Raw genomic sequence first — 12,651 nt, forward strand, 5'->3', positions numbered from 1 at the left:
TCTTAAGTTTCTAAGCAATTTATAAAGTTAGGTACTCTGATTATATACCGCAGTAGCAGATAGTCTTGCGCTTGTAGTTGCACTTGCGTTAGCTGCTGCCTCCCCCGGAGCAGAAGCGAATCTTTAGAAAAACGTGCTTGCTTCTGGCTGGTACAGCCCGGTACGCACGGATCAAGTATTAAGAAGAAGTTGGTTAGGTTAAGAACGGAAAGGGAATTTGGAACTGTAGAAACGGAGTGTTCGCCTTTATCCTCGGATTTCTACCGCGAGAAGCGGTTCAATCAGGAAATCTGAGGATAACAGCGATCGGAAGTCCAAAATCCCTTGGAGTGGTTTCTACCTAACAAAGATATAGCTTTTAATACAATCCATTCTAGCTACCACCAAACGGAAGCCAGACGTTTTGATAACAATTCAAATATGCTCGATTTCCATAATTCAAGGAGGGTTCATTCTATGAAAATGGTACTTCTATCAGGCGGTTCAGGTAAACGGTTATGGCCGTTGTCCAACGACTCACGTTCAAAGCAATTTCTAAAGGTACTTGAAAGCCCTCAAGGTGAACCAGAATCCATGGTACAACGTGTCTGGAGACAGCTGGAGGAAGCAGGGATGGCAGAATCATCTTATCTGGCCACCGGCCGCGGCCAAGTAGAAATGATACAAAGCCAACTGGGAAGTCATGTGCCGATTATCGTTGAACCGGAGCGTCGGGATACTTTTCCGGCTATCGCCTTAACAGCTACCTATCTTTATTCAGTGGCAGGTGTTTCTCCAGCGGAGACGGTAGCAATATTGCCTGTTGACCCTTATGTAGAAGCATCCTTTTTCGATACCATAGCTATGCTTGAGGGGACCATGCTGGAAAGTGGAGCAAATCTGGCACTAATGGGTGTTGTTCCTGAACATGCCTCAGAGAAATACGGATACATTATTCCTACCACCGAAGAGGCGGGGGAAAATGGTTTTATGAAGGTGAGTCACTTTCAAGAGAAACCAGACCGCATACAAGCAGAACAGCTCATCGAACAAAATGCCTTGTGGAATTGCGGAGTGTTTGCCTTCCGCTTAGGGTACTTGTTAGATATTTTGCAGCGTAAAGGGTTGCCTTTAGGATATGAAGAATTGCAGAAGCAGTATAAGCTATTGTCTTCCATCAGCTTTGATTATGAAGTGGTGGAGAAAGAAGAACATATTGTAGTACAGCCGTATGATGGATTCTGGAAGGATCTTGGAACGTGGAATACGCTGACAGAGGAAATGAGCAGCAAGCATGTAGGAAAAGGTTTTGTAACGGCGGATTCTGAGGGGACTTGCTTGATTAATGAGCTGGATATTCCGATTACGGTAATTGGTGCGAAGGATCTGATCATTGCGGCTAGCCCGGATGGGATTCTAGTTACCCATAAAGCTGAGAGCCCACGGATTAAAGAAGTGCTGAAGACCTTTGAACAAAGACCGATGTACGAGGAACGCCGCTGGGGCCATTACAAAGTTATTGATTATGTGAAATATGATGAAGGCAATGAAGTGCTGACCAAACGGATTTTTATATCCGAGGGGAATAATATCAGCTATCAATTACATCGCAAGCGTAGTGAAATTTGGACAATCGTCAGCGGCGAAGCAAGTATTGTGCTGAATGAGAAAAAACATAATGTGAAGGCTGGGGACGTGGTACGTATACCGGAAGGGACGAAGCACGCGATCCTTGCTTTGACGGATGTCGAGTTTATAGAGGTACAGACGGGTTCTGAATTAGTAGAAGAAGATAACATTCGTATTACTTTAGACTGGAATGATATAGAACTACAACAATTCATTTCATAGGTCTAACCTATCTATTTAACCAATCCAAAATTTCTTGAAACAGGTAAATTGACTCAATTATCAAAAAAAGTCATAAAAACACTAAATATATCATTAATTGTCGTCGATACTTACGGTAAGAGAGATTATTTCTCTTAAATTGAAAAGGCAAACCTATCGAAAGGTAGGGACGCAAAGCTATAGGGCCTTCGAAAGAGTGGCAGCCTGGCTACCGAAAGGGAGATTATTTTGAAAGCTTACCGTACGTATCGATTATTTGGCGCATTTCTGTCACTCGTCTTGTTTCTGACTGCACTTCCGCTTACTGTTGGAATTTCGCCGTCTGTTGTCATAGCTGCTTCAAATTCTGGAACGCCAGTTACCCCAGGAGCCTCACCTGAAGCCGTAAAGCTGCTTAACTATTTTTACTCGATCTCAGGAAAAGGTATTATTGCTGGTCAACATGACTATTTAGAAAGTCCAGATGAAATTAACAATATGCTGAAGGGAAGCAGCGGACAATATGCCGCTCTTCACGGTTATGAACTGGGCGCGATCAGCGGTCAGTCAGAAGGAACGATGGCCTGGCAGCGTCAAAATGTGGTGAACAGCGCGATCAACTGGAATAAAGCGGGCGGGATCGTAGCTATGACTTTTCATGCTAACCTGCCGGGCACCTCTTATGACTGGGATAATGTGAAAAAAACACTTAGTCAGAATGAGTTCGATAGTTACGTTACACCGGGTACCAAGCAATATAACAATCTGATCGCTGAGCTTGATAAGGTGGCAGTCTCCCTAAAAAGCTTGCGCGATGCCAATGTTCCGGTGCTTTGGAGACCCTATCATGAAATGAACGGGAACTGGTTCTGGTGGGGGAAGAAAAATAACTTTTCTAAACTTTGGAATATTATGTATGACCGTTTTGTTAACGTTCATAAATTAAATAATTTGTTATGGGTATGGAGTCCGAATGCTCCCAATGTTTGGTCAGATCCTTATGCGCTAACTTATCCAGGTGCTGATAAAGTAGATATTCTGGCAGCAGATATATACGAAAATGATTACCAGCAAAAATACTATGACAGCTTGTTGAGTCTAGCCGCAGGCAAACCGATTGCGATCGGGGAGAATGGTGAAATGCCTAATCTGGAGAAGCTTCAGCAATCACAAAGTAAATGGACGTATATGATGAGCTGGGGAAAAATGCTTTACGAGAATAACAGTGCAGATACAATTAAAACATTTATGAATAGCAACTATACCTTAACTAGAGATAAATTAAATACTAGTCTGGTACCGACACCTAGCGCTGCACCAGCGCCGGCACCTCCCGAAGAAGAGGGTGAGGCAGCAATTCCTCTTGTGAAGGGGCTTGCAGGAGAATATTACAACAACATACAGCTATCGGGAACAGCAGCTCTTACTAGAACTGATGCAATTATCGATTTCAATTGGCGGCAAGGATCGCCGGATGCCGCCCTCGGGATTGATCGTTTCTCCATACGTTGGAGCGGTAAAATTAAGCCATTATATGATGAGCAATATACATTTTACACTACCTCAGATGATGGCATCCGTGTGTGGGTGAATGGGCAATCCGTGATTGATAGTTGGACTAAGCAAAGTGGTACTGAGCGTAAGGGTAATATAACGCTGAAGGCTGGCCAGCTATACGATATCAAGGTGGAGTATTACGAAAATGAAGGCGATGCGAGAGTCCGCTTGATGTGGGAAAGTACTAGTCAAGCTAAAGAGACAGTTCCAGCAAGTGCACTTTATCTTCCGGATGTCTCCTGATTGATGAAAATTAAAGGTCGATCCTTAGTGGCTCTGCGTTATTGCAGAGCTACTAAGCTATAGTCCTCATTAGGTCAGAAGACGATTGTCCGATAACAGGTATGTTTATTTAGCACCTGTGGAGGCAGTACAGCTACCGAAAGGAGGATTTATTTGCGTAAATATTATAAGCAAAACAGATTGTTGTTTACTATATTACCGGTGTTTATTATTTTTTCCTTGCTGCCTTGGGGAGAGGTTAAGGGTCTTCCGAAGGCTATGAGTGTTTCTTCCGCTCTTCCTCCGGCTATACCAAGCAATCCATCAGCTTCTGAAGAAGCCAAGCAACTGCTGAGTAATTTGGTGAATCTACGTGGCAAAGGAATCCTGTCTGGCCAGCATGATTATCTAGAAAGTCCAGATGAACTGGTTCATAAGCTGAAGAATACATCGGGACAAAATGCCGTTCTACATGGTTATGAATTGGGGGCAATTAATAATCAACCCGAAGGGACGATCGCAGAACAGCGACAAGCTGTTATAGACAGTGCAATGGAGTGGCATCAAGAGGGTGGCATTGTAGCCATGACATTCCATCAGAGTTTGCCGGGGACTTCTCCGGAATGGTCCAATGTAAACAGAAGTCTCAGTCAAGAGAAGTTTAATACTTATGTTACGCCTGGGACGGCTCAGTATAAGAGTCTAATCTCTGATCTAGACGAGATCGCTGGCTATTTGGGACAGCTGCGTGATGCCGGAGTTCCAGTCTTATGGCGACCTTACCATGAAATGAACGGCGGTTGGTTTTGGTGGGGGAAAAAGGACAATTTTTCAGCGCTTTGGAATATTGTCTATGATCGTTTTGTAAATACACATCAACTGAATAATCTACTGTGGGTGTGGAATCCGAATGCGCCGAATGAATGGGCAGATCCTTATGCTGCATATTATCCCGGTGCGGATAAACTCGATGTTCTGGCTGCGGATATCTACAATAACGATTATAAGCAGTCCTACTATGAGGATCTGCTCGCACTTGCTGATGGTAAACCTATCGGAATCGGGGAGAGTGGACAGCTGCCGAACCCGGAAATATTAACCGAGAAACAAAATAAATGGGTCTATATGATGACCTGGGGAAAATTACTGACAGAAAATAATACGCTACAGTCAATTAAAAGCTTTATGAATGACTCGTTTATAGTATCGAGAGAGGATTACGTTCTCACAACAGGAGGCCCTTCGATAGCACCGGTAATCCCGGTAACCCTAGCGGGTTTAAATGGAGAATACTATAACAATACTGATTTAGAGGGAGAAGCGGTACTTATCCGCGATGATCGTAAGATTGATTTTAATTGGCATGGCGGGTCACCTGCACAGGAGATAGATGAAGATCATTTTTCTGTTCGCTGGAAAGGGAAGCTCAAACCTAAATTCAGTGAAAAATATACGATTTCGGCATCCTCTGATGATGGAGTCCGTGTCTGGATTGACGGAAAGCTGATCATCGATAATTGGAAGAATCAAAGTGCAACCCTTCATAAAGGAAGTATCCCGCTCACAGCCGGAACACTTTATGATATCCAAATTGAATATTATGAGAATGAAGGAGATGCTAATCTTCGCTTGCTGTGGGAGAGTTCCAGCCAGAAGCAGCAGGTGATTCCACAAGGGGCATTGTTCCTTCCTTAATCTAATGAAATGATAGGGTTAGACATTCCGGAAGAAAGAGAGGACCTATGGATGGGAATAACGAGGAGAATATCTAATAGAAAAAATAGGATAACTGCAAACAAACCATTACTGTTATTACTGAAATTCACCGCATTAACCGTCTTGTTTCTGTTGTCTGTCTCTGTTTTCGGAACGAATAAGACGAACGATTATAAGGTAGGTGCCAATATACCAAGATTAGCTACAGGAAGTGATGTTGCAGCAGAAATACCGGATGGTACTGTGATCTGGAATCTGGGACAACATGATGGCTCAGCAGCTGAGTTCGCTGCGAGTGGCACTTCTGGCAGTAAGAAGATATTTAATGTTCCTTCTTCAGCGCTCAAATCATCGGCTCTTCAGAGCTTGCCTGCAGGCTTGAATGGAAAGACCCAGCCGGAATTAACGATCACCTATCAGCTAAATAAGATCCCGGAGAATGGGGTCTTATTTAGCGTAGGAATTCTGGATGCTTATAAATCCGTGCCGCAAATGAGTGTGTTTTCCAATCGTCAATTGTCAGGGATCATTCAAATTGCGGGCGTATCGGGCACAGAAAGTGAATATAGCTTTCAAAAATCCTATGAATTATACATTCCCAAGGAGCAATTGAAGCTGGGAACGAACGAATTGAAGCTGCAAACGGTTCGCTGTTTATATTGCAGTGACAAAGAAGACGAATATTCCTGGTGGACTTGGGATAATCTCCGTTTAGAATCTCTTAACGCTCCAATTTCCGAGCCTATTCATGGCAGCTATACACTGACCGGAACAGTAGTGAATAATAAGCAGTTTTACTTTGATGAAGGTGCGGTTACGCACTTGCCTTATGTTATCAAATGGCTAGGGATGGCTTATAGCGGCAATGTGATGCGTACCAGTTGTGCCAGTGATGTCGGGAGATCCTGCTCAGATATGCTGGAATATTACAAGGTATTGAAGGATTACAACATGCAGGCGGTTGCTCTGTATTTGCATACTGGTGATATTAAGCTTAAGGCAGATGGATCGTTGCCTGCTGATGCGGAGAAAAAGCTGACAGATTATTTTGAACAATATAGCCCTTATTTTCAATATTATGAGGTAGATAATGAGCCAGGGTTATTTAATCGTTCTAAGGCAGTGAACCTGGCGATTGCGGACTGGTTGAATAAAAAGGGGAAGCAAATCGCGCCCCATTTACAAACTGTTGCTCCGGGCTGGGCGTATTGGCCGAGCTACAGTGAAGATTCCTGTGGTAATCAGAAGGGAACCGGGAAGGAATGTGGAGATCCGGATGGCTGGGAACGTGATCCAGAGCAACGTATGGAGCTGGAAAAGGTTACGGATTTGACCAATGGACACTCCTACGGTGACTCTTATATTTTTAGTAATGGAGGAAGCTTTACTGAGAATTTGAAGACCTTCACTGGCGCAGACAATGGACTTGGCAAAAAAATGCTGACCACTGAATTTGGTACCTCGGACAGTCATGTGGATGCCTATCAATACGGGGCAACGGAGCGGACAGCGGCTGTATTCGACCGGATCATGCGTGCGCATATTGGTTATGCGGATATGTTTGTGCAGCATGCTGCTTTTTTTAAGGATTTCAGTTTATTCAAATACGGGTTTAATTTAGAAGAGCATGATCCGGCGACCACAGAAATTTATTATACAAAAGAAAATGAGGATTCACGTGTCAGCATCATGAGAAGGCTCAGTCTTGCCTATGCTACACATGGAGCCCCGCTAACTTATCAAATTGCCAACAAAGATGTGTTAGCCGACAAGCTGGTATATGTTCGGGCCGTGGATACTTCTACATTGAAGCCTCTTGCTGGAAGCGGGGCGACTTCAAATAAGGTACTGGTTAATTTCGTTAACTTTGAGTCTACTCCACAGACCGTGAGTGTAAATGTGACTATGCCGAAAAACGGGGTGTATGAAGGGGAGCGTTTTGGAAACGGGGATACGTATGAAAAAGCAAGAAGTTATGTAACAGGTAAAAAGGCTACTCCCACGTTAACCTTTACGGAGACACTTGCTCCGGGAGAGGCTGTGCAGTATATTTTGCAGCCTTCCACTGAAGTAAAGCCGTCGGCACCTAAAGGATTCAAAGCCGCAGCAACAAAAGGTTTAGCTGTAAAATTAAATTGGTTGGAGGCACCGGGAGCAAGCTATGAGCTGCTTCGCGCTGAAGGTAGCGGCGGGGAAATGAAGGTGGTAGCCACCGATGTGAAGCTTACAGAATATACGGATCATAATTTACGTGAAGGGACGTTATATACCTACGCGGTAAGGGTATCCGGCTCTAATTTACTGTCCGATAAAGTTCAGATTACAGCCACCGGATTGGTTCCTCTGGATCGTACTAAATGGAAGGTATCCTCAAATGTGAATACGGCAGCATCAGCTCCTAGTCTGGCTATCGATGGGGATCGGCGCACGCGCTGGGATACGGGGAAACATCAGGCCTCCGGAGAGTATTTTCAGATTGATCTGGGTGAAGCACATGAAATTGAAAGAATAGATTTGGACAGCACGCTTTCACCTTTTGATTATCCAAGAGACTATGTAGTTTATATTTCTGACGATGCTCAAAACTGGAACAAACTCACGTCTGGAAAAGGTACGAAAGAGCTTACTAAGATATCCTTTTCTAAAGTAAAGACGAGGTATATCAAAATTGTACAGACCGGATCCGGCGGGAATTATTGGTCCATTCAAGAGCTGCAGGTGTATTCCAGAGAATAAGGGTATCATTTGAATTTATATAATCATTTATAGCGCATACTAAATTACTGTGAGATAGATCTACAATGGAATAGGGAATTCTTCCCTATAAATTTTGTGTTTTAGGGTTGAACAGGTGGAATATAGGGAATTTCTCCCTGTATTCCAGCGGATATCGCCGTTTTTTAGAAAATCCTCCGTATTATAGGGAGAAATTCCGCATAACTGGGCAATTGTGAGGAAATCATCCTAAATAGAGGGAGTTTTTCCACATAAAACTCCTTCCCCAACGCCCCATCACAATTTCTTAGACTGAGTGCAGAAGGTGGGGGAGTTTGGGATATCCTCATAGATCAGAATGTATATGTTACACGGCATATATTATCTTTCTCTTTCTCGCAGAAACGGAAGCCGTCCTTAAAAGGACGGCTTCCGTTTATTCTTGTTTAAATCCGTTAAATGAAACGAAGTCCAGACATATACGGCAAAGCAATAGCATCGGAATCCGCTGATCTCGCTGGATCAAAGAGCAGCGAGATCAGCTCCTTGTCGTCCTGCACGGACGACAAGTCGAGGCCCTTGCGGCAGCCTTCGGTCTGCCGCAATAGCGCTTCCCGGTCTGCGATGCAGACCGTCCCGCTGTTCGCGCCGCCGCTTAAGCTGGCGCCGGCGTCCCGCAGAAGCGCGAGCAAGCCGCGCTCCTGCCACGGCACAGGCACTTGCAGCGTGCCAACGCCGCCGCACAAGGCCGCCTTGGCCAGCAATGCCGCTACCGCGCTCGGCTGGCCGGCCCATTCCACCGCCGTCGCCGTGTTCGGCGCTGGCACGTCCGCCGCCGCGGGCACAGCCACCGCGGCGAACCCCTCGATGCTGCCGTCCCGAACGGCTACGAGTGTGCGCTGGGCTAAGCCCATCACACCCGCGTAAGCCTCGGTCCCCAGCAGCAGCGCCAGCTCACCCGGACTATATACATGTCCGGCTTCGCGTTCATTGAGCAGCCGGTAGACTCCGAAGAAGTCGCCCGGCTGCATTGGCCGCAGCGTCCATTCTTCTCCTGCTGCGGCTGCAAGAGCCTGAGCTGAGCTTGCGTTCAGCTCGGTAAATTGCGTACCTCCGAACGGTACGCACCCAGCTCGGGTGTATAACGAACGATCACCCGAAACAAAAATCAGCGATGCCTCGGCCTCGGCAGCATGACTCTGGCATAGCTGTAGAAGTTGGCCCGCCAGTCCTTGGCCCCGAAAAGCGGGATCGGTGCAGACAGCACCTATGGAGAATACATTCAGGAAAGCATCTCCAGTCTTGATCGTGGAGGGTACGAGCCCCATGAAAGCAGCAACCGTTCCGTCATCGGCAATAGCCGCGTAGGAATGACTGAGTCCAGGGCGGAAAATAAGTGGAAACAGTTCTTTCATTGAAGTGGCACCCGGTTCACGAAAGACAGAATCTGCAAGCAGAGCCGCTTGATCTAGCTCCGCAGGTTTAATTAATCTCAATTGCATAACATTCAACCTCCTATATGTACACACGATGGGGAGAAAGCATTTACATAAAGTATAAGGCCCGGGGAATGAAATCTCCAATCTTGTTTATATTATTCAATGTCTCAAAAGGATATCGAAAAGGGTAATAAAGTACATAAATAAGGAAGCTTCTTATATTTTAAAGCTAGAAGAGAAAGGGAAGTGAATAATCGGTGTCCCAACTTGCAGATAATATTATATTATTACTGGCAGCACTCCTGCTTGTAGGCGTATTTTCCACCAAGTTCTCCACTAAATTTGGAATGCCAGCTTTAGTGCTGTTTCTTGCTGCGGGGATGGTGCTAAGCCAATTTGTTTTTTTTAACAATGCTTCCTTAACGCAAATGGCCGGGATCTTCGCATTGGTTGTCATATTATTCGAAGGTGGCATGCAGACGAATATTAAGGGTATTAAACCTGTTATTCGGCCGGCATTATCCTTATCAACGGTAGGCGTAATCATGACGACAGCCATTGTAGGGGTATTCGCTAAGCTGATCCTTGATGTGACATGGCCAGAAAGCTTTCTGTTTGGAGCGATCGTTGGATCGACAGATGCGGCTGCAGTTTTCTCGGTACTCGGCGGTAAGAACATTGATAAACGTCTGACCTCGACGTTAGAAGCAGAATCAGGAAGTAACGATCCAATGGCGGTGTTCTTGACAGTCTCGCTAATCGAATGGATACAGCATCCGGATATGGCGATATGGGGGCTGCTGTTGTCTTTTATATGGGAGATGGGCATTGGCTTAGTACTGGGTTTTGTGCTGGGGAAGATCGCAGTTTTCTGTATCAATCGAATTAACCTGGATTCTACAGGTCTTTATCCAGTAATGGCGATTGGCTTTGCTGTTCTGACCTATGGTTTATCAGCATGGGTACATAGCAGCGGGCTGCTGGCTGTTTATGTTATGGGCCTTACGCTTGGGAATTCCGAGCTAATGTATCACCGTACCATTATGAATTTTAGTCATGGCTTTGCTTGGATGATGCAAATATTTATGTTCATACTGCTTGGTTTGTTAGTATTTCCACAGGAGCTGGCGGAAGTGGCATGGCAAGGTATCTTGTTATCCGTCATTCTGATGGTTGTAGCTAGACCAATCGGTGTATTTATAAGCCTGCACTTTTCCAAATTTACGATCCGCGAGAAGACTTTGATTTCTTGGGCCGGACTTCGTGGAGCCGTTCCGATTGTGTTAGCGACTTATCCGCTGCTGGCTGATCTGTCTCACGGACGACTATTCTTTAATGTTGTGTTCTTTGTCGTACTGACCTCGGCGGTGATTCAGGGAACTAGTATTTCCCCGCTAGCATCCCGATTGAAGCTTGTGGGGCAAGAAGATTCAGATCAGCCTTCCCTGATGGAGCTGGTTGCTCTTGGCAAGACAGACTCGGAGTTTAACCATATTGGAATTAACCCTTATATGCCCATTGCTGGACAGAAGATTTCAGAAATAGGTCTGCCAGATGATATCTTATTTACGGCAATTATCCGCAATAAAAAGATTGTCACTCCGCATGGAAGTACTGTTATTGAGCCTGGGGATACTGTGTATGTCCTAAGTCCGAAGAGTAAGCGTGATGAGATGAGGGCTTTCTTCCGCAGCAGGAAAGGAAAGACAGCGGAGGAGGATGTTTCTTTAATCTAGAGAAGAGACTCTTTTACCAAAGTGTGACACACATAATAGGCTTCATAACATAAGCTGTGCTAGAATCGGCACAACATATAATCTCCAGAATAGTTGCAAAACACGAAAGAGTGTGTTAAATTGTATATAGATTTAGAACGAGTCTAAATACAATTATAATAAATGAACCATAGGAGGTTTTATTAATGACAACACAATTAAAGAACCATACTGAACTGCAAGCTGCTTTGAACCGCCAAACTGCGAACTGGTTCCTGCTCGGGGTAAAGCTTCATCATTATCACTGGTATGTTAGCGGATCTCAATTCTTCACACTGCATGAGAAGTTTGAAGAGCTATACAATGAAGCTGCGGGTTATGCAGATGATTTGGCTGAGCGTTTGCTTTCTATTGGTGGACAACCAGCCTCCACAATGAAGCAATATCTTGAATTGTCCGACTTACAAGAAGCTCGCGGCGGCGAAGATGCTAAAGGTATGGTACTTGAGCTCGTGAGAGACTTTAAGACTGTTGCTAAAGAACTGCAAGATGCAATTGCTACTGCTGAAGAATTGAGCGATCAACCAACTGCGGATCTGCTGATTGGCATCAGAAGCAGCATTGAGAAACATGCTTGGATGCTGAATGCCTTTATCGGCTAAGACAACATCCTTATAGGGATAGAATACACAAAGAGCGCCTGCGTATGGTTAACGCATGGCGCTCTTTTTTTTGAAGCATTCTATTTAATAAATACTCCACCAAATGGCACGGCTTCGCGCAGAAATCGTTTAATAATACCATCATCGTTATTATCTCTTTCAAATCGGCGATTCTGGCGTCCGGCTTGAAACAACACAGGGCCGTGGCCCGTCATCTTCCAATGATAACTCATATGCTGGCTAGCTAAATGGTTGCCGTAAACGGTAAGCTCCAGCTTCGCATTCTCAGGATAGGCAATAATGCTGCCTGCATCCACATAGAGCGGATTGTAAGGATGAAGCTCAGCTTCACATACCGTACCTTCAGTCAATATACCAATGATGCCGTTACCCGTAAATTTCACTTTCACAATATCTCGTGTAACGAGCACATTCTTCATACTTAGCACTCGTGTATCCATCGTAACTCCCTTGCTGTAGAAGAAGAGATGTTTAAAGTCGTACAATAAATCGCTCTTTCCATCAAGCTGCAGAATCTTTACCCGATAACCTGGTGGAAGGGCGGCGACAAAATGGCAAGGGCCAGACATATCCGAACGAATCAGTTTTCGCTTGCGATAGATGCCCTTTACATCCATAAATCTGTCTGCCCGTCCAGTGGCAGGCCCTTGATAAGCGATAATTTGTTGTGGGTGCAGCACATGAACCTCTTCCTTCTCCCCAAGGGTGAAGGCTACGGCTTGTCCGCTCCCGCTGTCGCTTTCATCTTGGACATCGATGTTCATATTTCATCTCCCTCATGCTGTAGACGTGATC

Annotated in this window: 8 protein-coding genes and 1 riboswitch; of the genes, 6 read left to right on the plus strand and 2 right to left on the minus strand. The window is 45.1% G+C overall.

From position 1 onward, the window contains the following. The first annotated feature begins 456 nt into the window (after window positions 1–456). The 4 genes from NSS87_RS04775 (at window position 457) to NSS87_RS04790 (ending at window position 8,040) form a co-directional block, all read left to right on the plus strand. The gene (locus NSS87_RS04775) at window positions 457–1,830 is read left to right on the plus strand and encodes a sugar phosphate nucleotidyltransferase (protein WP_076129262.1); all 1,374 of its coding nucleotides are present in this window, start codon (window positions 457–459) and stop codon (window positions 1,828–1,830) included. Between the two features lie 136 nt (window positions 1,831–1,966). Next, window positions 1,967–2,046, plus strand: a riboswitch (cyclic di-GMP riboswitch). Window positions 2,047–2,058: 12 nt separating this feature from the next. Next, a complete protein-coding gene (locus NSS87_RS04780; protein ID WP_339245149.1) occupies window positions 2,059–3,609 on the plus strand; it encodes a glycosyl hydrolase in 1,551 nt (516 codons plus the stop codon). Between the two features lie 153 nt (window positions 3,610–3,762). Beyond that, window positions 3,763–5,283 (plus strand): glycosyl hydrolase, encoded by a 1,521-nt coding sequence (locus NSS87_RS04785; RefSeq protein WP_339245151.1) that lies wholly within the window; start codon window positions 3,763–3,765, stop codon window positions 5,281–5,283. A gap of 51 nt (window positions 5,284–5,334) precedes the next feature. After that, complete coding sequence (locus NSS87_RS04790) at window positions 5,335–8,040, plus strand: discoidin domain-containing protein (RefSeq protein WP_081951040.1); 2,706 nt, start codon at window positions 5,335–5,337, stop codon at window positions 8,038–8,040. A 434-nt stretch (window positions 8,041–8,474) separates the two neighbouring features. On the opposite strand, the gene NSS87_RS04795 is transcribed toward NSS87_RS04790, so the two are convergent. After that, window positions 8,475–9,521, minus strand: a complete 1,047-nt coding sequence (locus tag NSS87_RS04795; protein ID WP_339245154.1) for a GNAT family N-acetyltransferase — start codon at window positions 9,519–9,521, stop codon at window positions 8,475–8,477. Window positions 9,522–9,715: 194 nt separating this feature from the next. On the opposite strand from NSS87_RS04795, the gene NSS87_RS04800 reads away from it, so the two are divergent. After that, window positions 9,716–11,194, plus strand: a complete 1,479-nt coding sequence (locus tag NSS87_RS04800; RefSeq protein ID WP_339245156.1) for a potassium/proton antiporter — start codon at window positions 9,716–9,718, stop codon at window positions 11,192–11,194. 185 nt (window positions 11,195–11,379) lie between these two features. Next, window positions 11,380–11,835 (plus strand): Dps family protein, encoded by a 456-nt coding sequence (locus tag NSS87_RS04805; protein ID WP_042185198.1) that lies wholly within the window; start codon window positions 11,380–11,382, stop codon window positions 11,833–11,835. An 80-nt stretch (window positions 11,836–11,915) separates the two neighbouring features. On the opposite strand, the gene NSS87_RS04810 is transcribed toward NSS87_RS04805, so the two are convergent. Further along, window positions 11,916–12,620: an AIM24 family protein gene (locus NSS87_RS04810; protein WP_042185200.1), complete on the minus strand. Its 705-nt coding sequence runs from the start codon at window positions 12,618–12,620 to the stop codon at window positions 11,916–11,918. Window positions 12,621–12,651 lie beyond the last annotated feature (31 nt).

This window comes from Paenibacillus sp. FSL F4-0243 (assembly GCF_037963295.1).
Classification (GTDB): domain Bacteria; phylum Bacillota; class Bacilli; order Paenibacillales; family Paenibacillaceae; genus Paenibacillus_AQ.

Coding starts and splice junctions, on each gene's coding strand:
- NSS87_RS04775 (WP_076129262.1), top strand. CDS start 457: ATGAAAATGGTACTTCTATCAGGCGGTTCAGGTAAACGGTTATGGCCG.
- NSS87_RS04790 (WP_081951040.1), top strand. CDS start 5,335: ATGGGAATAACGAGGAGAATATCTAATAGAAAAAATAGGATAACTGCA.
- NSS87_RS04795 (WP_339245154.1), bottom strand. CDS start 9,521: ATGCAATTGAGATTAATTAAACCTGCGGAGCTAGATCAAGCGGCTCTG.
- NSS87_RS04805 (WP_042185198.1), top strand. CDS start 11,380: ATGACAACACAATTAAAGAACCATACTGAACTGCAAGCTGCTTTGAAC.
- NSS87_RS04810 (WP_042185200.1), bottom strand. CDS start 12,620: ATGAACATCGATGTCCAAGATGAAAGCGACAGCGGGAGCGGACAAGCC.